This window comes from Streptomyces sp. NPDC002276, from assembly GCF_053891435.1.
The window spans coordinates 1-25,820 of sequence record NZ_JBSFCQ010000008.1; the positions used below are offsets into that span (position 1 = coordinate 1).

Annotated in this window: 16 protein-coding genes, 1 tRNA gene and 1 riboswitch; of the genes, 7 read left to right on the forward strand and 10 right to left on the reverse strand. The window is 71.8% G+C overall.

The features are described from left to right. Positions 1 to 522: 522 nt before the first annotated feature. Entirely contained in the window at positions 523 to 1,071 is a 549-nt protein-coding gene (locus tag ACWIHT_RS21000) for a MarR family winged helix-turn-helix transcriptional regulator (RefSeq protein WP_317887720.1), read from the reverse strand. A gap of 98 nt (positions 1,072 to 1,169) precedes the next feature. Here ACWIHT_RS21000 and ACWIHT_RS21005 point away from each other — a divergent pair, with 98 nt between their 5' ends. Next, entirely contained in the window at positions 1,170 to 2,456 is a 1,287-nt protein-coding gene (locus tag ACWIHT_RS21005) for an MFS transporter (protein ID WP_456169664.1), read from the forward strand. Between the two features lies 1 nt (position 2,457). Here the strand turns inward: ACWIHT_RS21005 and ACWIHT_RS21010 are convergent, their stop codons facing one another. Together ACWIHT_RS21010 and ACWIHT_RS21015 are read right to left on the reverse strand one after the other, a co-directional pair. Next, entirely contained in the window at positions 2,458 to 4,119 is a 1,662-nt protein-coding gene (locus tag ACWIHT_RS21010) for an ATP-binding SpoIIE family protein phosphatase (protein ID WP_456169666.1), read from the reverse strand. A 235-nt stretch (positions 4,120 to 4,354) separates the two neighbouring features. Next, positions 4,355 to 5,722: an NAD(P)/FAD-dependent oxidoreductase gene (locus tag ACWIHT_RS21015; RefSeq protein WP_456169667.1), complete on the reverse strand. Its 1,368-nt coding sequence runs from the start codon at positions 5,720 to 5,722 to the stop codon at positions 4,355 to 4,357. 377 nt (positions 5,723 to 6,099) lie between these two features. Between ACWIHT_RS21015 and ACWIHT_RS21020 the strand changes: the two genes are divergently transcribed. Both ACWIHT_RS21020 and ACWIHT_RS21025 read left to right on the forward strand, forming a co-directional pair. Next, positions 6,100 to 6,879, forward strand: coding sequence for a TetR/AcrR family transcriptional regulator (locus ACWIHT_RS21020; protein WP_456169668.1), 780 nt, complete (start codon positions 6,100 to 6,102; stop codon positions 6,877 to 6,879). A gap of 366 nt (positions 6,880 to 7,245) precedes the next feature. Continuing rightward, positions 7,246 to 9,216, forward strand: a complete 1,971-nt coding sequence (locus ACWIHT_RS21025; RefSeq protein WP_456169669.1) for a sigma-70 family RNA polymerase sigma factor — start codon at positions 7,246 to 7,248, stop codon at positions 9,214 to 9,216. Here the strand turns inward: ACWIHT_RS21025 and ACWIHT_RS21030 are convergent. Continuing rightward, positions 9,203 to 12,805: a BTAD domain-containing putative transcriptional regulator gene (locus ACWIHT_RS21030; protein ID WP_456169670.1), complete on the reverse strand. Its 3,603-nt coding sequence runs from the start codon at positions 12,803 to 12,805 to the stop codon at positions 9,203 to 9,205. The two genes, ACWIHT_RS21025 and ACWIHT_RS21030, sit on opposite strands and share 14 nt — an antisense overlap. 189 nt (positions 12,806 to 12,994) lie before the next feature. Next, positions 12,995 to 15,088, reverse strand: a complete 2,094-nt coding sequence (locus ACWIHT_RS21035; RefSeq protein WP_456169672.1) for an asparagine synthase-related protein — start codon at positions 15,086 to 15,088, stop codon at positions 12,995 to 12,997. Positions 15,089 to 15,759: 671 nt separating this feature from the next. Between ACWIHT_RS21035 and ACWIHT_RS21040 the strand changes: the two genes are divergently transcribed. The 4 genes from ACWIHT_RS21040 (at position 15,760) to ACWIHT_RS21055 (ending at position 20,829) form a co-directional block, all read left to right on the forward strand. Further along, on the forward strand, positions 15,760 to 17,184 hold the full coding sequence (locus ACWIHT_RS21040; RefSeq protein ID WP_456169673.1) for an MFS transporter: 1,425 nt from the start codon (positions 15,760 to 15,762) through the stop codon (positions 17,182 to 17,184). Positions 17,185 to 17,333: 149 nt separating this feature from the next. Continuing rightward, complete coding sequence (lhgO, locus tag ACWIHT_RS21045; RefSeq protein ID WP_456169674.1) at positions 17,334 to 18,587, forward strand: L-2-hydroxyglutarate oxidase; 1,254 nt, start codon at positions 17,334 to 17,336, stop codon at positions 18,585 to 18,587. A 108-nt stretch (positions 18,588 to 18,695) separates the two neighbouring features. Next, the gene (trmB, locus tag ACWIHT_RS21050; protein ID WP_456169675.1) at positions 18,696 to 19,469 is read left to right on the forward strand and encodes a tRNA (guanosine(46)-N7)-methyltransferase TrmB; all 774 of its coding nucleotides are present in this window, start codon (positions 18,696 to 18,698) and stop codon (positions 19,467 to 19,469) included. 49 nt (positions 19,470 to 19,518) lie between these two features. After that, on the forward strand, positions 19,519 to 20,829 hold the full coding sequence (locus ACWIHT_RS21055; protein WP_456169676.1) for a PrsW family intramembrane metalloprotease: 1,311 nt from the start codon (positions 19,519 to 19,521) through the stop codon (positions 20,827 to 20,829). 6 nt (positions 20,830 to 20,835) lie between these two features. Here the strand turns inward: ACWIHT_RS21055 and ACWIHT_RS21060 are convergent, their stop codons facing one another. From ACWIHT_RS21060 to ACWIHT_RS21080, 5 genes are all read right to left on the reverse strand, one after another. After that, entirely contained in the window at positions 20,836 to 21,780 is a 945-nt protein-coding gene (locus ACWIHT_RS21060; protein WP_456169677.1) for an aldo/keto reductase, read from the reverse strand. Positions 21,781 to 21,838: 58 nt separating this feature from the next. Next, on the reverse strand, positions 21,839 to 22,846 hold the full coding sequence (locus ACWIHT_RS21065; RefSeq protein ID WP_456169678.1) for a M23 family metallopeptidase: 1,008 nt from the start codon (positions 22,844 to 22,846) through the stop codon (positions 21,839 to 21,841). Between the two features lie 11 nt (positions 22,847 to 22,857). Continuing rightward, a riboswitch (cyclic di-AMP (ydaO/yuaA leader) is annotated at positions 22,858 to 23,014 on the reverse strand. Positions 23,015 to 23,166: 152 nt separating this feature from the next. Further along, positions 23,167 to 24,258 carry a PP2C family protein-serine/threonine phosphatase gene (locus ACWIHT_RS21070; RefSeq protein WP_456169680.1) on the reverse strand — a complete coding sequence of 364 codons (1,092 nt, stop codon included), beginning with the start codon at positions 24,256 to 24,258 and terminating at the stop codon, positions 23,167 to 23,169. A gap of 123 nt (positions 24,259 to 24,381) precedes the next feature. After that, positions 24,382 to 24,455 (reverse strand) — tRNA-Met (locus ACWIHT_RS21075). Positions 24,456 to 24,507: 52 nt separating this feature from the next. Then, the gene (locus ACWIHT_RS21080; RefSeq protein ID WP_456169681.1) at positions 24,508 to 25,713 is read right to left on the reverse strand and encodes an alginate lyase family protein; all 1,206 of its coding nucleotides are present in this window, start codon (positions 25,711 to 25,713) and stop codon (positions 24,508 to 24,510) included. Positions 25,714 to 25,820 lie beyond the last annotated feature (107 nt).

Here is a 25,820-nt window from a genome sequence, read left to right on the forward strand (position 1 = left end):
GGAACGGACGCTTCCTTTGTACTCACCCTCTCGGGCTTTCCTCCGGGCTTTTCCCTTCGGTCTTGCGTTTCCGACTCTATCAGACCGTTTCCGGTTCCGATTTCCTCGGTGCTTTCCAGGTTCCCGCTTCCGCGTTTCCCTTTCCGGCGATTCCGACTCTATCAGATCCTTTCGGGCCTGACTCCCAGTCAGAGGGGGTTGCCATCCCGACCGTTGGGCCGTTCCGACGTTACAAACCTTAGCCGATTCCCCCGGCGGAGTTCCAATCGAGGTCCAGCGACCTGATCGAACACAGCCGAGCCCAAATCGAATTGAATTCGGGCACGCCGAAATCAATCCCGTTGGGAGATCGTGCGGATGGTTTGGGTTGCCGCTGTCGCGGCGGAGGTGCTGCCGGAGAACCGTTACGGCTCGGCGGCAACCCGAAGAACTTTACGGATCGGTGAGGGGTGTGTCAACTACCCCTGTCAAGATCTTTTCCTGGGCGAGTCGGCGGCGGGTCGGAGACGAGACGGAGGCCGCTCAGTCCAGGTCGCTCAGGCGCCCGCCGGCGTCCGGCTGGGCGTGCTCCACCCTACGCAGCAGTCGGGTGAGGACCTCGCCGAGGACCGTGCGCTCGTCCGGGGACAGGTCCTGGAGCAGGTCCTCCTCGAAGACCGTCGCCATGCGCATCGCCTCCAGCCACTTGCCGCGGCCCTCGGGGGTCAGCTCCACGATCACGCGGACGCGGTTGGACTCGTCCCGCTCCCTGGTGACCAGCCCCTCGGCGACCATGCGGTCGATCCGGTGGGTCATCGCGGCCGGCGTGAGGCCGAGGCGCTTGGCGAGGTCGCTGGGGCCCATCCGGTAGGGATCGCCGGCGAGGACGAGGGCCTTGAGGACCTCCCAGTCGGCGCTGCTGATGCCGAGGTTCGCGGTCTGGCGGCCGTAGGCGACGTTCATGCGGCGGTTGAGGCGGCCCAGGGCCGAGACGATCTTCTCGACCTGGGGGTCGAGGTCCCGGAATTCGCGCTGGTAGGCGGCGATCTGTTCGTCGAGCGTCGGCTCCGGGACGCCGCTGGTGTCGGCCATGCGCGCAGTATGGCACGGGCTCCCTTTGCCTTGAAGTCCTTGAGTATGTACTCTTTAGCTTCTAAGTCTTCAGATCTAACTAGTTGATTGAGGTGAACGTGACCAGGGCGATGGGCGCAGCGATGCGCCGGATCCACGTGGGCAACGCACTCAGCGCGTTCGGGCTCGGCTTCACGGTCCCGTACCTGTACGTCTATGTGGCGCAGGTGCGGGGTCTTGGCGGTATGACGGCGGGGCTCGTCCTCGCCGTCTTCGCCGTGGCCGCGCTGATCGTGCTGCCGTTCGCCGGGCGGGCCATCGTCCGGCGTGGCCCGCGGCCGGTTCTCCTCGTCGCCCTGGTCCTGGCCGCCGTAGGAGCGATGAGTCTGGGGCTGGCGGGGAGTGCGGGGGCTGTGTTGGTGTCGGCCGCTGCGCTCGGGGCCGGGCAGGCCGTGATGCAGCCGGCGCTTGCCACGATGATCGTGGAGTGTTCTACCGCCGAGACGCGGTCGCGGGCGTTTGCCATGCAGTTCTTTCTGCAGAACCTCGGGCTCGGTGTCGGTGGGCTCATCGGGGGTCATTTGGTCGACACGAGCAGTGCGTCGTCGTTCACGCTGCTGTTCGGGATCGAAGCGGTGATGTTCCTGGTGCTCGCCGGGGTGATGGCGACCGTGCGGATGCCGCACTCGCCGGTCATCGGGGATGCTCCCGGGCGGGTGTCGGGCAAGGGTGCCTGGAAGCAGCTGCTCGGGAATCGGGCCATGGTGCAGCTGGGCGTGCTCGGGTTCGTCATGTTCTTTGCCTGTTATGGGCAGTTCGAGTCGGGGCTCAGTGCGTACGGGGTGGAGGCCGCCGGGATTTCTACGTCCGCCCTTGGGACCGCGCTGGCCGCCAATACCGCGATGATCGTGGTCGCGCAGTTCGCGGTGCTGAAGTTCGTCGAGCGGCGGCGGCGGTCCAGGGTGATCGCCGGGGTCGGGCTGATCTGGGCGTTGGCGTGGGTCACCGCGGGGTATGCGGGGCTCGGGCACGGGAGTCAGGAGATGGCCACGGCCGCCTTCGTGTCGACGTACGCCCTGTTCGGGCTCGGTGAGGCGATGCTGTCGCCGACCGTCGCGCCGCTGGTCGCCGATCTGGCGCCGGAGGGGATGGCGGGGCAGTACAACTCGGCCTTCGCCCTGGTGAAGCAGCTCGCGCTGGCCGTGGGGCCCGCGGTGGGCGGGCCGCTCGGGGCCTCGTTGCCGGGGCCGTACGTCGTGATGTTCTTCGTGTTTTCGCTGGGGATCAGCGTGCTCGCCGTGCGGCTGGGGCGGCAGCTGACCGCCGTACAGGATCAGCCGTGGCGGGCGAAGGGGAGTCTGGTCGTCGCTCGGGGGGCCGTCGAGCCCGTTGGTGCGGACGTGTAGGTCATACCGGGGCCGCTGTCTTCGGGAGTACGAACTCGCACCACACCGCCTTGCCTCCACCCGGAGTGCGGCGGGAGCCCCAGTTGGAGGCGATCGTGGCCACGATCGCGATGCCTCGGCCCGACTCGTCGGCCGGTTCCGCGCGGCGGCGGCGTGGGAGGTGGTCGTCGCCGTCCGTGACCTCGACGATCAGGCGGCGGTCGGTGCGACGGAGTCTGAGGCGCATGGGTGGGGTGCCGTGCTGGAGGCTGTTGGCGACCAGCTCGCTGGCGGCCAGGACGCCCAGGTCGTGCAGTTCGGTGGGGAAGCGCCAGCTGGTGAGGACTCCGGAGGCGAAGGCACGCGCGCGTGGGGCCGCTTCCACTCCGCCGAGCAGCTCCAGGGCCGCGTTGCGGAAGAGGTCGCCGTCGTGGCCGGTGTGGGTCGGGTGCTGGACGACCAGGACGGCGACGTCGTCGTCGTGGTCGGCGGTGACGCCCATCGAGCGGACCAGGCGGTCGCAGACGACCTGGGGGGTGCCGGTGGCGCCGGCCAACGCGCGCTCCAGGGTGGCGATTCCCTCGTCGAGGTCCTCGTCCCTGCGTTCCACCAGGCCGTCCGTGTAGAGGACCGCGGTGGAGCCGGGGCTGAGCGGGATCGTGCCCGAGGAGTGGATCCAGCCGCCGGTGCCGAGCGGGGGGCCGGTGGGTTCGTCGGCGCGCTGGACCGTGCCCGTCTCGTCGCGGACGAGGATCGGGAGGTGGCCGGCGGAGGCGTACACCAGGCGGCCCTCGTTCGGGTCGAAGATGGCGTACACGCAGGTGGCGATCTGGTTGGCGTCGATCTCCGTGGCGAGGCCGTCCAGGAGCTGGAGGATCTCGTGCGGGGGCAGGTCGAGGCGGGCGTACGCGCGGACGGCGGTGCGGAGTTGGCCCATGACGGCCGCCGCGCGGACGCCTCGGCCCATGACGTCGCCGATGACCAGGGCGGTGCGGCCGCCGCCGAGGGTGATCACGTCGTACCAGTCGCCGCCGACCGCGGCCTCGGTGCCGCCGGGCTGGTAGGTGGCGGCGATGCGCAGGTCGTCGGGCTCTTCGAGCTCCTGGGGGAGGAGCGAGCGCTGGAGGGTCACCGCCGTCTCGCGCTGGCGGCGCTCGCTGGTGCGCAGGCGCTCGGCGGCCTCGGCGTGGTCGGTGACGTCGGTGGCGAAGATCAGGACGCCGCCCTCGGCGCTGTCGGCGCTCTTGGCGACCGGGGTGCAGGTGAACGTGTACGAGCGGCCGCCGGGGGCCTTGCGGGACTTGAGGGTGCGGGGCTTGCCGCTGCGCAGGACCTGGTCGAGGAGCGGGAGCAGGCCGAGTTCGTCGAGCTCGGGGAGGGCCTCGCGGGCCGGTGCGCCCAGGGGGCGGTCACCGAAGGCGGCGACGTAGGCGTCGTTGACGTAGGCGATGCGCTGGTCGGGGCCGTGCACCAGGGCGACGAGGGCCGGGACGCGGTCGAGGACCTCGCGGACGGGCAGGTCGTCGACGACGGGGGCGGGCGGCGGCTCGTCGGTGAGCTGCTCGGCGCGGGCCGCGGGTACGGAGCCCTCGCCCCGGCGGTCCGGGGTGACCTGGTGGTCGGTCCGCGCTGCGGCGCGGCGCTGCGTTCCGGGGAGCCGGGCGCTCCAGCGCGTGAAGTTCACGAATCCTTGCCTCGTGTAGGTGTCGTCGGCCGGTTCCGGACCCTGCCGGGGATCCGGGGGCCGCGCGGCGGGGGCCGCACATCGGTCGCCGGGGGATGCAGCACAGTGGGGAGAGCCTCTTGGGTGGGACGGGCGGGCGCGGGCCCGTCCGAAGTCGGGGACCAGTCTGGCAGTGTGGCGGACCGGGCCGATATTCGTCAGACGCCCCGGCCGCCGGTGGAGTTCCTCGGTGCGGTCAGTTCGACCCCTTCGGGTCGTGCGGAGGCTTCCCACCGGCCGCGAGTTCGAACTCGGCTCGCGGGTGTTCGAGTGAACCCAGGGACACGATCTCCCGTTTGAAGAGTCCCGCCAGGGTCCATTCGGCGAGCACGCGGGCCTTGCGGTTGAAGGTGGGCACCCTACTGAGGTGGTAGACGCGGTGCATGAACCAGGCAGGGTAGCCCTTCAGCTTCCGTCCATAGACCTGCGCGACACCTTTGTGCAGTCCCAGGGAGGCGACCGAGCCGACGTATTTGTGGGCGTACGTCTGAAGGGGTTCGCCCCGCAGGGAGTGCGCGATGTTGTCCCCGAGGACCTTGGCCTGGCGGACGGCGTGCTGGGCGTTGGGGGCGGTCTCCGTGCCGGGCGCGTCGGCGGTCACGTCGGGGACGGCCGCCGCGTCTCCCGCCGCCCACGCGCGCGTGGCGCCCTCGATGGTCAGCTCGGGGGTGCACTTGAGGCGGCCGTGCGCGGTGAGGGGGAAGTCGGTGGCGGCGAGGACGGGGTGGGGTTTGACGCCGGCCGTCCACACGAGGGTGCGGGTGGGGAAGCGCTGGCCGTCGTCGAGTACGGCGACGCGGTCGGCGCAGGAGGCGAGGCGGGTCTCCAGGAGGACCTGGATGTTGCGTCTGCGGAGCTGGGTGACGGTGTAGGTGCCCATCTCCTCGCCGACCTCGGGGAGGATGCGGTTCGAGGCCTCCACGAGGATCCACTTCATGTCGTCGGCCTGGACGTTGTGGTAGTAGCGCACCGCGTAGCGGGCCATGTCCTCCAGCTCGCCGAGCGCCTCTACGCCGGCGTAACCGCCCCCTACGAAGACGAAGGTCAGGGCCGCGTCGCGGATCGCGGGGTCGCGGGTGGAGGAGGCGATGTCGAGCTGCTCGATGACGTGGTTGCGCAGGCCGATGGCCTCCTCGACGGTCTTGAAGCCGATGCCGTGCTCGGCGAGACCGGGGATGGGCAGGGTGCGCGAGATGGAGCCGGGCGCCAGGACGAGTTCGTCGTACGACAGCTCTTCGGTGCCGGTGCCCTCCTCCTCGGTGGCGAGGGTGCTGAGGGTCGCGGTGCGCTTGGCGTGGTCGATGGCGGTGGCCTCGCCGATGACGACCCGGCACCGGTCGAGGACGCGGCGCAGGGGGACGACGACATGGCGGGGGGAGATCGAACCGGCGGCGGCCTCGGGAAGAAACGGCTGATACGTCATGTAAGGGTCGGGGGAGACGACGGTGATCTCGACCTGCCCGCGCCTGATTTCACGTTTCAACTTCTTCTGAAGGCGCAGGGCTGTGTACATCCCGACGTAGCCGCCACCGACAACGAGAATGCGCGCGCGTTCCTTCACCATCCCATGACGCACCCGGCGCTTGAGTTTGTCCACAGGCTCGACAAATTGTGTGACCGGCGAGGGAGGGCCCGCGCGGGCGCCGGAATTGCCGGAGTACGGGGCAGGTGCGCAGGTCAGTGGGGGTGACCGAGGTGGTGCTCGGGGGCGCAATCGGGATGTATGCGACCCGTACTCCGATCGGGGGGCGCTCCGTGCGGAACCTGCCCCTTCTGAATTGACCCCCTCTCAACTATGTTCGTGTGTCGACGGGGTGAAGGGGGATGCGCTCAACGAGCCCGCGAGAAGCGTGGTTCGTGAACCGGGCTTGTCTCACGATGCTCCGGCTGCCAATGGCGGGGAGTCTCCGGGGGGAGACGTCATTAACCGGGGGAACGTGTATGCATATTCAGGACTCTCATTGGACATCCGCGTCTGTCGTCGCATCCGGCGGCGCGGTCGGTGCGGCGGCGGGAAACGGACGCGGGGACACCTCGCGCACGACGCCGTTGCGCGTGGACGCACAGCGCAATCTGGAGCACGTGCTGCGGGCGGCACGTGAGGTCTTCGGCGAGCTGGGCTACGGCGCGCCGATGGAGGACGTGGCGCGGCGCGCGCGGGTCGGTGTCGGCACGGTGTACCGGCGCTTCCCGAGCAAGGACGTCCTGGTGCGCCGGATAGCCGAGGAGGAGACCTCCCGGCTGACCGACCAGGCGCGTTCGGCGCTCGGCCAGGAGGACGAGCCGTGGTCGGCGCTGTCACGGTTCCTGCGGACGTCGGTGGCCTCGGGCGCCGGGCGGCTGCTGCCGCCGCAGGTGCTGCGGGTGGGCGTCGCCGACGAGGGCACCGAGGGCTCCCTGCTGGACGAGGCGCGGGTGCCGCAGCAGCGGACGCAGCCGGGCGCGGGTGAACTGCGGCTGGTGCCGGAGGAGTCGGCGGGGTCCGGGTCCCTGGGCTCGGTGGTCGACGACGCCGGGGCGGCGGCGCTGCTGGAGGTCGTCGGGCAGCTCGTGGACCGGGCGCGGGCGGCGGGTCAGCTGCGGCCGGACGTGTCGGTGTCGGACGTACTGCTGGTGATCGCCACGGCGGCGCCCTCGCTGCCGGATGCCGCGCAGCAGGCGGCGGCGTCGGCGCGGTTGCTGGACATTCTGCTGGAGGGGTTGCGGTCGCGGCCGTTGTGAAACCGGCCCCTTGCCGTCGGCCCCTCCGGGTCGGCCCTTTGGGGTCGGCTCTTTGGGGTCGGCTCTTTGGGTCGGGGCGCCCGTTCGCGGGTGACTCGAATAGGTGACTGTGGTGCGTGGGCGCTGCGCGGCCCACGCCCCGAGTGATGCCCGGGAGCGTTCCGGGCATTTCGGTCATCGGTGTCAACTTCCCTTCCTGGGGCGAGAGTTGAGTCTTCCCCGGAGGGGTGAACGCTAGTACCGCGTTGCGGGAAGTCCCCACGGACGAGTGGATGGTTCGTACGACGGGGTCCTGAACAAAAGCCAATATGGCTACGCTGACCCGGTGTTCGGGACTGGTTCGGCAGGCGGCGGGGGCTTTCCGCGATGAGCGTTGACGGGCGGGACGAGTCACTGGGTGACGGTGACCCGGAGGCCGGAGGGCTGACCTCACCACAGGTGCCGAGCCAGGGCGGGCGGCCCAGTGGCGTCCCCCAGGACGTCGATCCCGGCGAGGGCAGCGTCCCGCCGCAGCGCGAGGGCAGCGTCCTGCCACCGCCGCTGGAGAAGCCGACGGCCGACGCCTCGCTGATCGAGCGGATGCGCGCCGGTGACGACACGGCGTACGAGGAGCTGTACCGGCGCCACGCGGACGCCGTGCGCCGCTACGCCCGCACCTGCTGCCGGGACGCGCACACCGCCGACGACCTCACCGCCGAGGTCTTCGCCCGGATGCTCCAGGCGGTGCGCGGCGGCTCCGGGCCCGAGCACGCCGTACGCGCCTATCTGCTGACCTCCGTCCGGCGCGTCGCCGCGAACTGGACGAAGTCGGCGAAGCGCGAGCAACTCGTCGACGACTTCGCGGTGTTCGCCGCGCAGTCCGCGCGGGTCTCGGACGTGTCGGACGACGACACCCTCGACCTCGGCGCCGACGTACGGGCCATGCATGTGGCCGAGCAGTCGATGGCCATGCAGGCCTTCCGGTCGCTGCCCGAGCGGTGGCAGGCCGTGCTGTGGCACACCGAGGTCGAGGACGAGTCGCCGAGCGAGGTCGCCACGCTCTTCGGGCTCGACGCCAACGGCACGCGCGTGCTGGCCAGCCGGGCCCGCGAGGGCCTCAAGCAGGCCTATCTCCAGGCCCATGTCAGCGCCACCCTCACCGACGACGAGGAGTGCGCGCGCTACGCCGACCAGCTCGGCACCTACGCCCGCCGTCGGCTGCGCACGCGTGCCGAGCGCGGGCTGCGCAAGCACCTGGAGGAGTGCGCGAAGTGCCGGCTGGCCGCGTTGCAGATCGAGGAGGTCGCCAGCGGGATCCCTGCGGTCGTCCCGGTCGCGGTCATCGGCTGGTTCGGCGTCGCCGGGTACGCCAAGGCGGTCGCGCTCATCGCGGGCGGCGCGGGAGCGGGGGCGGCCGGTGCCGCGGGCGCCGCCGCTGCGGCGAGCGGGAGTTCGTCCGGCGGGGCGGGTGCCGCCGGTGCCTCCGCGGCGGCGGGCGGCAGTTCGTCGGGCGGGGCCGGGGCCGGTGGCGCGGCGGCCTCCGAGGGGCTCGGGGCGCCGGTGAAGGCGGGCATCGCGGCCGGTGTGGTCGCGGTGGGTGTGGCGGCGGCGGTGGCGTTCGCCCTGGCCAACCACCACAGTTCCGCGCCGGAACCGCCCCGCGCCGATTCGACCCCCTCCTCCTCCCCCGTCGTCAAGCCCGAGTCGCCGAAACCGACGCCCCCGAAGAGGCAACCCGCCCAGGAACCGGCGGCGTTGGCCCCCGAACCGACCCCCACACCGAGCCCGACGCCTACGCCCACACCCAGCCCCAAGCCGACACCGACCCCCAAGGCCACCCCGACTCCGACACCGACTCCCCGGCCCACGCCCACACCGACGCCAACGCCTACCCCGACACCGACCCCGACGCCCGCACCCGCGCCGACGATCTTCCAGGTGAGCGAGCTGTCGTACAACGTCAACGGCGACGGCACCGCACCGGAGATCCGGCTCCGCGACAGCAGTTGGGTGTGGCAGCGCTACGGCGTCGCGATCGGCGGCACGCGCTACACCCACGGCGTCACCGTGCACGGCCGCTCCTCCGTGACGATCGACCTGAACCGCCAGTGCGTCTCCTACGACGCGAACGTCGGCGTCGACGACATGATGCTCGGGCTCGGCAAGGTCTACTTCTCGGTGTACGCGGACGGGGTCCGGCTGTGGAGTTCCGGGGAGATCGACGGCGGTGACCCGGCGGTGCCGGTCCATGTGGGTCTCGCCGGGCGCAAGACCGTACGGCTGGTGGTCGAGCCGCGCAGTTCCTTCGACGACCTGGCCCTCGCGGACTGGGCGGAGTCGAAGTTCACCTGCCAGTAGGGCCCGGCTCCGGTTCCAGCTCCCGTTCCGGATACGGCAGTTCGGTCAGCACCTCGTCCACGGTGAGGGACTCGCCCCGGGCGCGCTCGGCGGCGTAGCGGCCCGCGCCCAGTGCGGCGCGGGCCGTCTCCTGGATGCGTTCGGTCCGGGCGCGTTCCGGCATGGGGCGCGGATGACCGTCGCGCAACCGGTCCGCCGCCGCGAACAGCCTTACGGCGCCCGGGAGTTCATCGAGTTCGGCGAGGAGGGTCGCCGCGTGGTCGACCAGGGCCGCGACGACCACCTCGGCGCACCGCAGCGCCACCGCGTCGCGCAGGGCGCCGGCCATCGCCACCAAGCCGCGCTCGGGGCCGGACTCGGCGGCCGTGACCAGGGCTTCGACCGCGCCCAGCGCCGCGCGGAACTGCGGCGGCGGTGTGCCGCGTCCGCTCTCCTCACGGGCCTGTTCCCAGAGCGCGCGGGCGTGGGTCACGTCCCCGTCCTCCAGGGCGATGTGCGCGCGCAGCAGCTGGATGAACGCGTGGGCGTCCGCGACTCCGTGCCGGTCGGAGGCCTCGGTCGCCTCGTCCAGGCCCGCGATCGCGCTCTCGCGGTCACCCGCGCGGAAGGCGAGTTCGGCGAGCCGGGCGATGAGGAACGGCGTCTCGGTGTGGGCGCCGACCTCGTAGGCGAGCGCGAGTGCCTCTTCGTAGGCCCCCTTGGCCTCCTCGAACCGGCCGCGGCCCATGGCGGCCTCGCCGACCGCGCTGGAGACCTGGGCCCGCACCCAGCGGTCGCCGACGCGCCGGCAGAGCATGCGCAGTTCCGCCAGGTCGTCGTCGACGCCCGCCATGCCGCCCGGGGAGTCGACGACCATGTGCGTGCGGAACATCAGGATGACGGCGACCTCCCAATCCCCGCCGTACGCACGGGCGTTGGCGACCGCCACGTCCATGACGTCCCGGATGTCCATCGTGTCGCGCAGGAAGTACGCGGTGAACGGCCACGCGAGCCCCGGCATCCGCGCCGCGGCCGGGCCACCACCGGCGAAGAAGCCCTGCACCAAAGAGACGTACCGCCGCAGCCGCTCGTCCCGCAGCCCGTTCGGCAGGTGGTCCAGGGCGCCGGACTCGGCACCGAGGAAGAGGTGCAGCATCCGGATGTTCATGCGCTGCGTGTGCAGGGGGTGGTCGGCCTCCGCGTCCGGGGCGGCGAGGTAGGCGCCGAACGGGTCGGGGGCGGTGGCCGGGGTGGGGGTGGCGGTGGCGGTGGCGGTGGCGGTCCAGGAGCCCGGGGCGGCCATGGTCCTGTCGGGGGTTGGGACCGCGACGGGCACACCAGACGCAGTCGCCGAGGCAGGGGCAGCCGTGTCGGGAGCCGAAGCAGAGGCAGTCGTGTCGGGAGCCGGGGCGGTGCCAGGCGTGCCGGGGGCCGAGGCCGTGCTCGCCGTACCGGGGGCCTGGGCGACAACGGCCGCGTCGGCGGCTGGGACCGTGGCGGCCGTACCGGGGCCCGAAGCGATGGCGGCCGTGCCAAGGTGCGAGGCCGTGACGGTCGTGCCCGGCGTGGGGATCTGACCCGGCGTGGGGATCAGGCCCAGGACACGCTCGGTCCAGTCGACGCCCTCTCGGCGGTAGTTGCGTAGCCACCAGAACCAGCCGACGGCGAGGGTCAGTGCGCCGGACTCTTCCTCGTCGCCCGCGGTGATGGTTCGGTCGAGGGCCGCGCGGAAGTTGTCGAGTTCGGTCTCCAGGCGGGCGATCCAAGGGAGTTGGGCCCAGGAGCGGAGCAGGGGCTCGGCCTCTTCGACGAGGGCGCGTACCCAGGAGCGGTGTCGGCGCTCGGCCGCCGTCCGCAGGGCCGGGGTCTCGGCGGCGCGCTCGACGGCGTACTCGTGGATGGTCTCCAGCATGCGGTAGCGCATGCCCTCGTGCGCTTCCCCGGGGGTGGCCACGATCAGGGACTTGTCGACCAGGGCGCCGATCAGGTCCGCCGCGGGGCCGGTGCACACGCTCTCCGCCGCCGCGAAGTCCCAGCCGCCGGCGAACACGGAGACCTCGCGCAGCAGGGTCCGTTCGTGCTCGTCGAGCAGGTCCCAGGACCAGTCGACGACGGCCCGCAGGGTCTGCTGGCGGGGCAGGACCGTGCGGCTGCCGGAGGTGAGGAGGCGGAAGCGGTCGTCCAGGCGGTCGGCGATCTGGCGGGGGGTGAGCAACCGCAGCCGGGCGGCGGCGAGTTCGATGGCCAGGGGCAGGCCGTCGAGGCGGCGGCAGATCTCCGTGACCGCTTCGGTGTCCTGGAGCACGGTCTCCGCGTCGGGGCGGACGGCCGCGGCGCGCTCCGCGAAGAGGCGGTGCGCCTGGTCGGGGACGAGGGGCTCGACCGGGCGTACCGACTCGCCGGGGACGCCCAGGGGTTCACGGCTGGTGGCGAGGATCGTGAGCCCCGGGCAGCGGGTCAGGAGGGTCTCGGCGAGGTCGGCCGCCGCGCCGATGACATGTTCGCAGTTGTCAAGGATCAGGAGTCGGCTGCGCGCCGCGCAGTACTCGATCAGCAGGGCGACGGGGTCGTCCTGCGGGACCGCCAGCTCGGTGGTCATCAGCACGGTCTCGCGCAGACCGAGGGCACTGACCACCGCGCCCGGCACCGCCTCCGGCCGGTCGAGCCGGGCCAGCTCGACCAGCCACGCCTGCGGGAGCCCGGCGGCGGCTTCCTCGGCGAGACGGGTCTTTCCGGAGCCGCCCGGTCCGGTGAGCGTGACGAGGCGGGCCCTGTGCACTTCGGAACGGATGGCGGCGATCTCGGGTTCCCGGCCCACGAAAGAGGTAAGCCGTGGACGCAGGTTGCCGTCGCGTTCCGCCTGCCGGGCGGGGTGGGCCGACCGGGCCGGAGCCGGTGACTTGAGCAACGCGCCGTGCAGGGCCCGGAGTTCCGGCCCCGGGTCGGTGCCGAGGCCGTCGGCGAGGGCGCGCCGGGCGGTCTCGTAGGCGGCGAGCGCGTCGGCCCCGCGGCCCGCGTCGCGCAGGGCGCGGATGAGGAGGGCGTGCAGCGGTTCGTCGTACGGGTGCGCCGCGGTCAGTTCCTTCAACTCCGGTACGGCGTCGGCGGCGCGGCCGAGCAGCAGGTCGGCCTCGACCCGCGCGCGGGTGGCCTCCTGGCGGAGCGCGTCCGGGCGGGCGGCTGCGGACCGGTCGGGGAGGTCGGCGAGGGCGGGCCCGCGCCACAGGGCGAGCGCCTCGCCGAGGTCGCGGGCGGCGGCACTCGCCTCGCCGCGCTCCAGGGCTGCCGTGCCCTGGCGCACCAGCCGTTCGAACACGTACAGGTCCACGTCGTCCCGGGTCGCGGCGAGCCGGTAGCCGCCGGGGTCGGAGACGATCGCGTCCTTGCCGACGGTACGGCGCAGTCTGCCGACGAGGGCCTGGAGGGCGGCCGGGGCGTCCTGGGGAGGTTCGTCGGCCCACACCTCGTCGATCAGGGTGCCGAAGGGGACGATCCGGCCCGGGTGCAGGGCGAGCGTGGCGAGCAGCGCGCGCAGCCGCGCACCGCCGAGCGCCACGACGGCGCCCCGCTCGTCCTCCGCCCGGGTACTGCCCAGGATTTCGTACCGCACCGGGCCATTGTCGCCGGGCACGAGGGACAAGGTCACGGTGTTTGTGGGCGGGGCCCGCGGTTGGGGCGGTTTGTGCGGGTGCGGTGCCCGAAGTCGTCGCGGCGGGACAGTCGGGCCGCTCCCGCTGGCCGCTCCCGCTGATGGACCTCTCAGGCGACTCCCCTTGGCGGCCCCCGGCCCCCGGCCCCCTCAGGCCACTCCCGCTCCCCCGCCCGATGCCAGCGCCCCGCGCTGCGGCCTGATCCCCGCCGGTACGGCACGCGCGCGTGCCGGTGTTCCCGTCCAGCAGGTGCCCCGGCGGGCCAGCAGGCGGCCGAGCCACAGCTCCAGGGAGACCAGGTCCGCGAGGCCGTCCAGTGGCAGTGGTTCGCCCTGGGCCGCCGCGCGGAGCGCCTTGCGGACGACGCGGGCCTCCACCAGGCCGGCCTGGGCCAGCAGGGGTGTGTCGAAGAGGGCCATCAGGGAGTCCGCGGCGACCCGGAGTCCGGTGCGGGACGCGGCTGCCGCCGACGCGTGGGAGGGGGCGCCCCAGCCGGGCGGCAGGTCGCCGACTCCGGCGCCCTCCAGGACCGTACGGAGGATGGCCGCGCGGGCCCCTGGCTGGACGCGTAGCGCCTCGGGGAGGGAACGGCAGGCGCGGACCACCTGATTGTCGAGGAAGGGCGTGTGCAGGCGCTGGGAGCGGATCTCGGCGGCCTGTTCCAGGACGCGGAGGTCGGAGGCGTGGCGGGCGAGGGCGGCACGCGCGCGGAAGTCGCCGGGGCGCTGTCCCGGTCCGACCCCCTGGCGGCTGGGCGCCCCTTGTAGGCGAACCGATACTTCAGCCAGGGCCTCACCGGTCAGCCAACGCGCCGCGGGCCCCGGTCTGGCCCAGGTGAGCGCGGCGAGGGAGGCCCCGACCGCACCGCCCGGCTCGTCGAAACGCTTCTGGAGAAGGCGGTCGGCGAGGACCTCAAGACCCGCGCCGTAGGGCGTACGGGCCAGCCGCCGGGCCGCGCCGTACACGCGCGCGGGGACCATCACCGAACCGTCCGCCTTCGCCAACGCGGCCACCGGGCGCACCAGATGGCGCCGTTTGCGGTCCATCAGCAGATCCGCGAGACGCGCGGGGTGCGCGTCCAGGACCTGGCGGGCGCCGTACCCGGTGAAGTGGTCTGCGCTGCCCGCGGCGAGCCGGGCGCGGTGGCGGGCGGCGGTGATCAGGGAGGGGCCGGGTTCGTCGGTGAGGGGGCCGTCGAGTTCGGCGTACGGGAGGACGTCCTCGCCGCCGGTGACCACTACGTGGTGCAGGCGGGGGTTGGCGGCGAGGGTGCCCGCGCGCTCCACCTCGGACTCGCGGCCGCGGACGGCGAGGTCGTTGAAGGTGACGGCGAGAAGCCGTTCGCCCGCACCGGTGCCATGTCCGAGGACCGTGCCGGGCGCGCCCGGCAGTCCGGCGGCGAGCAGGGCCAGCGTTCCGGAGGCGGGCCCCCCGGAGAGGTCGGCGCCGATCCCGGGGACGGGCATCCCGCGCGCGGCACGCCGTTCGGCGGGTCCCATGCCGGGCACCGGGCCCGGGTCGATGTCGGGAACGTGCCGGGGCGCGGACAGGCGCGCACGCACCGCGTCGACCAGTGCGTCGCGTACGGCGTCCACCGCACTGTCGGGGTCGACGGGCGCGGCGGCGACGGCGAGGGAGGCGACCGGCTCGTACCCGGCGATCTCACGCGCCCCGGCGCGCAGGATCAGCGCATGCCCCGGCGGAATGCGCCGTACGCCGTCGTACGGAGTGGAGTCGTGGAGCGCGGCGGGCACGTCCGGGGCGGCCAACAGGGCCGCCAGGTGCCCGAAGTCGAGGTTGGCCTCGATGAGGTCGGCGAGCGGGAGCGCGGCCGTGGAGTAGGCCGTACCGCCGGCCCAGGGGGTGTAGAACACCGGCTTGGCGCCCGCGAGATCGCCGCAGACCATGGTGCGGCGGCCGACCTTGACGACCGCCGTGTAACTCCCCGACCAGGCCGTCAGATGCCGAAGTGCCCCTCCGCGCGCGGAGAACAGGCTCAGCCGCAGCTCCTCGTCGGAGGCACCGCACGTACCCAGGACCGCGATCCGGGTCTCCGCGTCGACCTTCACGACGCGCACCTCGTCGGGCCGCCAGTCGCCGACCGCCCACAGCGGATCCGGGTCTCCCCACAGGAGTTGGGACCCCACCGGATGGACCGTCTCACCGTCGAGTCCGGTCGCCCCCGCGGAACCGATCGCGGCGGCTCCAGCGGCGGTACTGCTCCATCCCACCAACCACCGCATCGACGCCTCCACAGGCTGTGGACAACCAGTGCACCGCACGAACTGGGCACCATGCTGCCATGAAGGACGCCTTCCGGAGGGCCGGAGAAGCCGCTTGAGATCGCGCGAAGACGCCCTGGACGAGGGACAACCGGACAAGGACGACCCTACGTCCGCGACGCGAATGCGCCCCCGATACGCTCCCCCAAAACCCCTAACGCGCCCTCAACTCCCGTGGTAGGAGCGGTATTCGGCACCGAGAGGCGGGGGCGATTTTCGGCCAAATCGGTGTTACGAGCACAGGCTCGCGCACGCTCCGTACATGCCGTGCGCACCGCTTCGCACCGCGCACAGTCCGGGAGGCGGAGTACGCCTCCCGGACCGGTCCGCCGCCCGCGGGGATGTAGGCGGCGGTGTCCCCCAGCCCACTGGATCCAGTACAGCGGGCCGACCCACGCACGATCCATCGAAGCGCTCCCGCGATGGCCGGAGAAGAGCGCACACACAGGCGCACGGCCACACGGCGGGGGCACGTCGCAACCCTCCGTGCAAACCCCGCACTCGCGTACGGACCACAATCCCGCCATCCGGAACAATGCCCCTTAACGCTTGGGATGCGGCGAACTACGCTGGGTTTACGAATGCCGCATGGTTATGCCAGCGCGGCAGCCGTCTGTGTCGAGGGGTGGCGCATGTCCAGGGAGCAACGCGGGCCGAACGAAAAACTCGGCACCGTTCTCGCCCTCGCGGGAATCAGCAACGCAGGACTCGCGCGTCGCGTCAACGATCTTGGCGCTCAACGCGGGTTGACACTTCGCTACGACAAGACGTCGGTGGCGCGCTGGGTGTCGAAGGGAATGGTGCCCCAGGGCGCCGCCCCGCACCTCATCGCGGCCGCCATCGGCCAGAAGCTCGGCCGCCCGGTGCCGCTCCACGAGATCGGCCTGGCGGACGCGGATCCCGCGCCGGAAGTGGGCCTCGCATTCCCCCGGGACGTCGGTCAAGCCGTGCGTTCCGCAACGGAGTTGTACCGACTCGACCTCGCCGGCCGCCGGGCCGGCTCCGGCGGCATCTGGCAGTCGCTCGCCGGGTCGTTCGCAGTCAGCGCATACGCAACGCCCGCCTCACGCTGGCTGATAACCCCGGCCGACAGTTCGGTGGCGCGCGAGGCGAACTCCGCGGAGGGCACCAGCGCACCGCTCAAAGTCGGCCACAGCGATGTGCAGAAACTGCGGGAGGCCGCGGAGGACGCCAGGCGCTGGGACTCCAAGTACGGGGGCGGCGACTGGCGTTCGTCGATGGTGCCGGAATGCCTGCGCGTCGAGGCGGCACCGCTGCTGCTCGGCTCGTACACCGACGAGGTCGGCAGAGCGCTGTTCGGCGCGAGCGCGGAACTCACCCGGCTCGCCGGGTGGATGGCCTTCGACACCGGGCAGCAGGAAGCCGCGCAGCGGTACTACATCCAGGCGCTGCGGCTCGCCCGCGCGGCGGCGGACGTGCCGCTGGGGGGTTATGTCCTGGCGTCGATGTCGCTCCAGGCGACCTACCGGGGCTTCGGCGACGAGGGCGTCGACCTCGCGCAGGCGGCCCTTGAGCGCAACCGGGGGCTCGCGACCGCCCGCACCATGAGCTTCTTCCGGCTCGTCGAGGCGCGGTCCCACGCGAAGGCGGGGGACGCGCAGGCGGCCGGGGCGGCGCTGAAGTCCGCCGAGGGGTGGCTTGAGCGGTCCCGGGAGGGCGACAACGATCCGTCCTGGCTCGGGTTCTACGGCTACGACCGGTTCGCCGCCGACGCGGCCGAGTGCTACCGGGATCTGAAGGCGCCTCGGCAGGTACGGCGGTTCACGGAGCAGGCGTTGTCGAAGCCGACGGAGGAGTTCGTGCGCTCGCATGGTCTCCGGCTTGTTGTTTCCGCGGTCGCCGAGTTGGAGTCGGGGAATCTTGACGCGGCTTGTGAGCAGGGGGTGCGGGCGGTGGAGGTCGCCGGTCGGATCTCTTCGGCTCGGACGACGGAGTACGTGAAGGATCTTCTGCATCGGCTGGAGCCGTATGGGGATGAGCCTCGGGTTGTCGAGCTGCGGGAGAGGGCTCGGCCGTTGTTGATGGCGCCCGCCTAGGGATTTGCCTGGCTTGTGTGGTCTTGCGAGTGCGGGTGCGTTGGGGCTGAGCGCGCAGTTCCCCGCGCCCCTAGGTGGGCTGCCCTTCCCCGGGTTTGAAGGCACTGTCAGTGGTGCAGTGCACTATCGAAGCCGGGAGGTGGTGCGCGGTGGTCGGGTACGACTGTGATGTGCTCGTGGTCGGGGGTGGGATCGTCGGGCTGTCGGTCGCGTATGCGATCGGGCGGGCCGCTCCTGGGACACGGGTGACCGTGCTGGAGAAGGAGGCGGGGCCCGCCCGGCATCAGACCGGGCGGAACAGCGGGGTGATCCACAGCGGGATCTACTACCGGCCCGGCTCGCTCAAGGCGCGGTACGCGGTGGGCGGTGCCGCCGAGATGGTCAAGTTCTGTGCGGAGTACGGCATTCCGCACGCCGTCACCGGCAAGCTGATCGTCGCCACGGAGCGCGCCGAGCTGCCCCGCCTGCACGCGCTCGTGCAGCGCGGCCGGGAGAACGGCATTCCGGTGCGCGAGCTCGGCGGGTCCCAGATCGGCGAGTACGAGCCGGAGGTGCGCGGCCTCGCCGCCATAGAGGTCGCGACGACCGGGATCTGTGACTACGTCGCGGTCGCCCGGCACCTGGCCGAGGCCTCCGGCGCGGAGATCCGCTACGGCGCGCGGGTCGCCCACATCGACCGGCGGCCGGAGCGCGGGGTCGCCGTCCGGACGACCGACGGTGCCGGGGGCGGAGACATCGTCCGCGCGCGCGTGCTGGTGAACTGCGCCGGGCTTCAGTGCGACGAGGTGGCCCGGCTGACCGGTGACGACCCCGGGATGCGGATCGTGCCGTTCCGCGGCGAGTACTACACGCTGACGCGGCCCGAGCTGGTGCGCGGCCTGGTGTATCCGGTGCCGGACCCGGCGTTCCCGTTCCTCGGTGTGCACCTCACGCGCGGCATCGACGGCAGCGTGCACGTCGGGCCGAACGCGGTGCCCGCGCTGGCCCGCGAGGGCTACGGCTGGGGTGTCGTACGCCCCCGCGAGATCGCGACCACGGCGGCCTGGCCCGGGGTCTGGCGGATGGCTCGGCAGCACTGGAGGTATGGAGTGGGGGAACTTCGGCGGTCGGTGTCCAAGGGGGCGTTCACCAGTGCCGTGCAGCGGCTGCTGCCTGCCGTGACACCCGAGGACCTCACGCCCTCGTCAGCCGGAGTACGCGCCCAGGCCGTCCTCCGGGACGGCACCCTCGTGGACGACTTCCTGATCAAGGAGGGCCCGCGCGCGGTGCACGTCCTCAACGCCCCGAGCCCGGCGGCGACGGCGTCCCTGCCCATCGGGAGGGAGGTGGCAAGGCGGGCGCTGGCGGTACTGGGGCAGGACAATCGCCTCCCGCTGCAAACCCCGGGAACGACAACCCCCTAAGGGGCGCGGGGCTGTGACATTTGCGGCTCCGCCGCGCGGGCGCGACCAGCCACAGCCCACCCGCACACGCAAGCCGCCCAGACGCCAAGGCCGTAAAATCACCGCATTGTGACTGACTCCCCCAACACTCGAGCCAAAGGCGAACCCCGTTTCCCCGACGGCCCCAAGCCCGACCCCGCGGGCTCCCACTTCGAGCGCCGTATCCGGAGTTTCCAGCCGCGCCGGAGTCGCGTGACGACGGCGCAGGCCGACGCCCTGGAACGGCTGTGGCCCAAGTGGGGCCTGGACATCGACGGTCAGCGGAACCTCGACCTGTCCGAGCTGTTCGGGAACGACAACCCCGTCGTGCTGGAGATCGGCTTCGGGATGGGTGAGGCGACCGCGCAGATGGCCGCCGCGGACCCGGCGACGAACATCCTCGCCGCCGATGTGCACACCCCGGGGCAGGGCAATCTGCTGGGCCTCGCCGACCACCACGGGCTCTCCAACATCCGGGTCGCCAACGGGGACGCGATCATCCTGCTGCGTGAGATGCTCGCGCCGGACTCGCTCGACGGGCTGCGCGTCTACTTCCCGGACCCCTGGCCGAAGAAGCGGCACCACAAACGGCGGCTGATCCAGGAGGAGTTCCTGACGCTGGCCGCGACCCGGCTCAAGCCCGGCGCGACCGTGCACTGCGCGACGGACTGGGAACCGTACGCTGAACAGATGCTCGAAGTGCTGGGCGCGCACCCGGACTTCGAGAACAGCCAACCCGACGGCTATTTCGCGCCGCGTCCCGGCTTCCGGCCGCTGACCCGTTTCGAGGGGCAGGGACTGGACAAGGGTCATGTCGTGAACGATCTGCTGTTCCGTCGCGTACCCCACGACGACCAGCGCTGAAGCCAGGCTCCCTCGCGGGCCGTGCCCTTACCTCGTTAGGGTCGATGCCGTGGCCACGTACTCGCCGTACCCACCGCACCCCGGCCACCCGGCCGGTGGTGTGCCCGGGCACGTGCCGCGCGGGCGCTGGTGGCACCGGACGGGGGTCCGTTACGGCGCGCTGATCACCCTGCTCGCGCTCTCCGGGCTCGTCATCCTCGCCCTCGTCCGCCAACAGACCGGTACGGAAGGGTTCTTGGTGGGTCTGGGGCTCGCCGTGCTGCCCGTGCCGCTGCTGGTCGCCGCGTTCCGCTGGCTGGACCGGGTCGACCCCGGGCCCTGGCGGAATCTCCTCTTCTCCTTCGCTTGGGGGGCCTGCGCCGCCGCGCTGATAGCGATCGTCGCCAACAGTTTCGCGACGAGGTGGATAGCGACGGCGACCGCCGACCCGAGCAGCGCGGACACGCTGGGCGCGACGGTGATAGCGCCGATCGTGGAGGAGTCGGCGAAGGCGGCGGCCGTGCTGCTCGTCTTCCTGTTCCGCAGACGGGACTTCACCGGGATCGTCGACGGGGTGGTGATAGCCGGGGTCACCGCCACCGGCTTCGCGTTCACCGAGAACATCCTCTACCTCGGCACCGCCTTCGGCACCGACCAGCTCACCGGCGACCGCGGCTTCACCTCCGTGACCGCGGCGACCTTCTTCGTGCGCATCGTCATGTCCCCTTTCGCGCACCCCCTGTTCACCGTCCTGACCGGCATCGGCTTCGGCCTCGCCGCCCGCTCCCCCGACCGGCGCCACGTCCGGCGCGTCCTGGTGCCGCTGACCGGACTGCTGCTCGCGATGGGCATGCACGCGGTCTGGAACGGCTCCTCGACCTTCGGCCAGTACGGCTTCTTCGAGGTCTACGGCCTGTTCATGGTGCCCGCGTTCGGCCTGCTGACCTGGCTCGCGGTCTGGACCCGGCAGCGTGAACTGCGCGCCGTGCGCGAGGAGTTGCCCGTGTATGTCCTCGCGGGCTGGCTGACCCCGAGCGAACCGTTCGTGCTCGGCTCGATGCGGGGCCGCCGGCTGGCCCGCGAGTACGCCAGCCACTGTCTCGGCCGCCCCGCCGCCCGCTCGGTGGCCCGTTACGAGGCCTGTGCGACCTCCCTGGCGTTCCTGCGGTACCGGGCCGCGCGGGGCCGGGTCGGCGCCGAATTCGCCGTACGGGAAGGGGAGTTGCTGCGCGAGCTGTGGCAGGGGCGGGAGGTGGCGCGGCCCGCGCTGGAGTACGCGGCGCGGCGGATCGCGCCGCCGGTGCCGGTGGTGGTGCCACCGTGGCCGGTGTACGGGAACACGGCGGCACCGCAGTCCGCGTACAACCCGTACCGGACCTGACGACCGTCAGGCGGAGGCCTGCGTCAGCTGCTCGATCTCGGCGTCCGTGAGGGCCAGTTCGGCCACGGCGAGCAGGTCGGGCAGTTGGTCCAGGCTTCTGGCGGAGGCGATCGGGGCGGCGACCGTGGGCTGGGCGGCGAGCCAGGCGAGGGCGACCGTCGCGACGGAGGCGTCGTGGGCCTGGGCGACCTCGTCCAAGGCGGTCAGGACCTTCTGGCCGCGCTCCGAGGCGAGGTACTTGCCGGCGAGTCCGGCGCGCGGGCTGTCCACGGTCGTACCGGGCCGGTACTTGCCGGTGAGGAAGCCGGCCGCGAGGGCGAAGTAGGGGAGCGCCGCGAGGCCGTTGCGCTCGGCCACGTCCCGGAGTTCGCCCTCGTAGGTGTCGCGCGAGACGAGGTTGTAGTGGGGCTGGATCGCGACGTAGCGGGCCAGGCCCTCGCGGTCGGAGAAGTCGAGGGAGGCCTGAAGGCGCTCGGGCGTGATGTTGGAGGCGGCGATGTGCCGCACCTTGCCCGCCTTGACCAGTTCGTCGAGCGCGCCGACGATCTCCTCGACCGGCACCTCGACCTGGTCGAAGTGGGGGTAGTAGAGGTCGATGTGGTCGGTGTCCAGGCGGCGCAGGGAGGCCTCGGCGGCGGCCTTGATGTTGGCGGCGGACAGGCCCGGGTACTCGGGGTGCTGGCTGACCTTGGTGGCGATGACGACGTCGGAGCGGTTGCCGCGGGCCTTGACCCACTTGCCGATGACGGTCTCGGACTCGCCGCCCTGGTTGCCCGGGGCGAACGCCGAGTAGGAGTCGGCGGTGTCGACGAAGTTGCCGCCCGCGGCGGCGTACGCGTCCAGCACGGCGAAGGAAGTCGCCTCGTCGGCGGTCCAGCCGAAGACGTTGCCGCCGAGGTTCAGCGGGAAGATCTCCAGATCGGACCGGCCCAGCTTGCGAAGAGAAGTCATGCTCTACGACAACTGCCGGACCGGAACCGGATATTCCAACAGGTGGTTCAAGGGTGCGTCAGGGATTGAGGCCCTTGCTGCGCAGCCAGGGCGCCGGGTCGCTCGCGGTGGCTGCGCCGTTGATGTGGACCTCAAGGTGCAGGTGCGGCCCGGTCACGTTCCCGGTGGCGCCCACGCGGCCGATGACGTCTCCGGTGGCGACCTTCTGGCCGACGCTGACGTTGATCGAGGACTGGTGGCAGAACCACAGCTCGGTGCCGTCGTCGAGGGTGAGGATCGTGCGGTAGCCGTAGGACCCCGCCCAGCCCGCCTCGGTGACCGTGCCGCTGTGGATGGCCTTGATCAGCGTGCCGGTGGGGGCGGCGAAGTCGAGTCCGGTGTGGTAGCCGGAGGACCACATGGAGCCGGCCTGGCCGAAGGTGCCGGTGATCGTGTACGAGCCGACCGGCAGCGTGTACTGCTTGGCGAGCGCGGCGAGCTTCGCCGTCTCCGCCTTCTTCTTGGCGGCGGCCTCGGCGTCCTTCTTGGCGTCGGCGGCCTTCTTCGCGGCGTCCTGCTCGGCCTTCGCGGCGGCGGCGTCGACCTGCTTGGCGACGGCGGCCTCGGCGGCGGCCTGGGACTTGCCGTCGACCTGGAGCTGCTGGAGCTCGGCCTGTTCCATGATCCGGTTGCGCAGCAGTTCGCCCGCGTCCGAGGTGCCCTTGGCGGTCTCGGTGGTGGTCACGCCGACGCTGCTGAGCGCGGTCGCGGAACCCTTCGGCGTACTGGGGGAGTCGTCCAGCAGGTGGCCCACGGAGGGCAGGTCGGGCATGGAGATCGAGACGGGCGGCTTGCCGGTGTTGGCGCTGGCCATCCCGCCGGCGCTGACGGCGGCTATGACACCGACGCCCAGGACGGTGGAGCTGCGGGCGAATCCCCCGCCACCACGCTGCTTGGCGACACGGTGCTTGCCGCGGTTGGGAAGAACGGACTCCGCGCTGGGGTTCCACTCCTCCCAGGGGCCCTCGTCGGGGCGGAAACCGCCGTAGACGAACGGGGCTTCTGGGGCAGCCTGGTTGGACGCCACGTGGGCGTGCTCCTTTCCTTCCTTCTCGCCTACCGGGTTAGCTGACGGGTTCGGAGCAGGAAGGTCTCCTACGCGCGTAAACCGGTCGTGTTGCCACGACTGTCGACGTGCGATTCACCCCAAGTGGTGGTTCCCCGGTTCCCTCGCGGGATTCGGCGCGTGCGCACGGAGCTGTCTCTTGTGACGGCTGGGACGACCGTGCTGCGTTATCGAACGTTAATAGACACAGGCGCCCGTTTCCAAGCCTGTTCGCTTGATCATTAACCTTTCCTTGCTGGACGAAGGGCCCATGACCGGCGAAAAACGGGTGAGTTGACCGGTCATGGATGGCGTACCGCGATCATCGCCATGTCGTCGGTCATCCCGCCCCCGGAGTAGCGGCGCACCTCCTTGGCCAGGAGGCCGAGCAACGCCTCGGGGCTGCGGAAGGTCCGCCCGGCGAGCCGCTCCCCGGGGTCGTAGAACACGCCGTGGCAGTCGCGGGCCTCGGACAGGCCGTCGGTGTAGAGGAGCAGGGTGGCGCCGCCGGGGAACGCGAACTCCTCGGCCCGGTCGGGCCAGAACCCCAACTCGCCCATTCCCAGGGGCAGTGCGGGTTCCTTGACGAGCAGGGTGTCCACGGTGCCGTCCGCGTGCAGGAGCAGCGGCGGCGGGTGGCCCCGGTCGACGATCCTCAAGACGCCGTCGCCGTGCGGGAGTTCGGCGAGTACGGCTGTGGTGAACCCCTCGAACGCGTCCAGCCCGTCGCGCCGGGTGCCCTCGCGCGCGAGCGCCCGCTCCAGCCGCTGCGCGACCGCCTCCAGGGTGCTCTCCTGCTCGGCGGCCTCCCGGAACGCCCCGATGACGACCGCCACGGCGGCGACCGCGCCCATGCCCTTCCCGCGTACGTCGCCCACGACCAGCCGTACGCCGTGCGGGGTGTCCTGGACCGCGTACAGGTCGCCGCCGATGAACGCGCCTTCCTGCGCCGCCTCGTAGCGGGCGGCGATCTCGAACCCGCCGATGCGCTCGGCCGGTTCGGGCAGTACGGCGCGCTGGGCGGCCTCGGCGATCTCGCGCACGGAGGCGAGTTGTTCGCTGCGGCGGCGGACGAGGGCGTTGATGAGGACGGCGAGACCGGCGACCGTCGCCACGGTGGCCATCTCGGTGACCGCGTCGATACGGAGGACGATGCCGAGCCTGATGTGGATGACGAGGACGACGGCGACCGAGGCCAGGCCGGTGAGGACGGTGCCGCGCCGCGAGTAGAGCGGGGCGGCGACGAGCGGGGCGGCGGTGAAGAAGGGGGCCGCCGTGAAGGCCTGCGGGGTGAAGTAGTCGTAGCACGCGCCGACGATCAGCAGCAGGGCGGGCAACCGACGGACGAGGGTGAGGACGCGCCCGCCGGCTCGCACATACGTACCCTCCTCCACGCGTCCAGTTTTTCCTGGCGGGGGGAGGGCTGCGAGCGGGGTGGGCCGACCGGGGTGGAGAAAACTGCGGGAAAACACCAAGGGCCGGAATCCATGTTCTGGATTCCGGCCCTTGGCCTTGAGTAGCGGGGACAGGATTTGAACCTGCGACCTCTGGGTTATGAGCCCAGCGAGCTACCGAGCTGCTCCACCCCGCGCCGTTGTGTTCCCAACTATACGCCATCCGCGGGGTCCGATGTCACACACGTTTCAGTCGGCGGGGTTACCGGCGTGCGTGAGGGTCTCCCAGGAAACGAAGAGGTCGTCGCTGCCGGCCGGCCGGGTCGTCTCGGCGAGCTTGTGCGCGGCGGGCACCTTCATGCCCAGCCGGTCCTCCAGGTGGTTGAGCGGAACCTCCAGGTCGGGCCCCATGTTCCGGTCGACCTTGCCGCCGCACAGCCAGGCCGGCGCGGCCTCGCCGAGCTGGTAGCGGGCGTGGAAGTCGAGGGCGGCGGCGAGCCGGTCCTTGACGTCCTTGTAGAGGTCGACGCCCTGGTGCCAGGCGGTCTCGGCGATGTGCCCGGTGGCCGCCAGCGAATACCCGACGTGCTTGAAGTTGCGGCAGGTCTCCTGGGCGACGCCGTCCTTGAAGGTGGTCTGCTTGAACCAGTACGTCGTCAGTTTCTGCGGGGTGGTGACCGTGGAGCGGGCCGGGGTGAGCGGCACCTTGCCGTCCTTCTCCAGGTAGAAGTAGGCGGGCACGCGGTCGCGGAAGCGGGCGACGGCCGCGTCGAAGGCCTTGTGGTCGTCGAGGAAGACGGCGATACCGATCGCCGCGTCCGTCATGGCCAGGTCCCAGTTGCCGTTGTAGTCCGGCAGGTCCTTCGTCACCTCGGGCTGGTACGCGGTGCGCAGCATGGTCGCGAACCGCCGCACCCGGTCGTCCGGCCATCCGGCCCCCGGCGTGTACCGCACGATCTCCGCCGCCCGCGCCCAGGTCGACCCGGCCCACGCGGTCTGGAGCCCGGCGTCCTCGGAGGTGTGCTCCTTCATCTTGGCCGACCAGTCGTCCATGATCTCCCGCGCCTTGAGCGCGTGGTGTTCCTTGCCCGTGATGCTGAACAGCAGCGCCTGCGTGTACGCGGCGATCGCGTCCTCGCGCTCCTCGACGCACCCGTGCGCGGCCTTGCCGTTCCAGGGGCAGTCGACGTCGGCGTACGGCTTCGCCGTGTACTTGTACGACCCGTACTTGCTGTCCCGCATCCCGAAGTACGCCTTCAGCCAGGGCTGCTTCCCGGCCGCCACGTTCTTCCGTACGGCGTCCAGCTGCGCCTTGCTGACCAGCACTCCGGGGTGCGTGAACGCCGCTCCGGCGGGCAGCGCCCGTGCCATGGTCCGCGTACCGGTGTCCGCCGCCCCGCACGAGGCGAGAAGCCCCACGGCCACGGACGCGCCCAGCACCGCCACTGCCCTCATGTGTCCTACCTCCGCGTTGTCCGCACCGGTTCCCTGTGAGCGTGACTCGGTGGGCGGTGAGGCGCAGGATCTGATGGGCCGGTCGGGGCCCGGGGGGTAGGGGGTGT

Bases quoted from the DNA above. Each gene is read 5' to 3' on its own strand.
- ACWIHT_RS21025 (WP_456169669.1), top strand. From the start codon at position 7,246: ATGAGCGTTGACGGGCGGGACGAGTCACTGGGTGACGGTGACCCGGAG.
- ACWIHT_RS21035 (WP_456169672.1), bottom strand. From the start codon at position 15,088: ATGCGGTGGTTGGTGGGATGGAGCAGTACCGCCGCTGGAGCCGCCGCG.
- ACWIHT_RS21080 (WP_456169681.1), bottom strand. From the start codon at position 25,713: ATGAGGGCAGTGGCGGTGCTGGGCGCGTCCGTGGCCGTGGGGCTTCTC.
- ACWIHT_RS21060 (WP_456169677.1), bottom strand. From the start codon at position 21,780: ATGACTTCTCTTCGCAAGCTGGGCCGGTCCGATCTGGAGATCTTCCCG.
- ACWIHT_RS21020 (WP_456169668.1), top strand. From the start codon at position 6,100: ATGCATATTCAGGACTCTCATTGGACATCCGCGTCTGTCGTCGCATCC.
- ACWIHT_RS21015 (WP_456169667.1), bottom strand. From the start codon at position 5,722: ATGGTGAAGGAACGCGCGCGCATTCTCGTTGTCGGTGGCGGCTACGTC.
- ACWIHT_RS21000 (WP_317887720.1), bottom strand. From the start codon at position 1,071: ATGGCCGACACCAGCGGCGTCCCGGAGCCGACGCTCGACGAACAGATC.
- ACWIHT_RS21040 (WP_456169673.1), top strand. From the start codon at position 15,760: ATGTCCAGGGAGCAACGCGGGCCGAACGAAAAACTCGGCACCGTTCTC.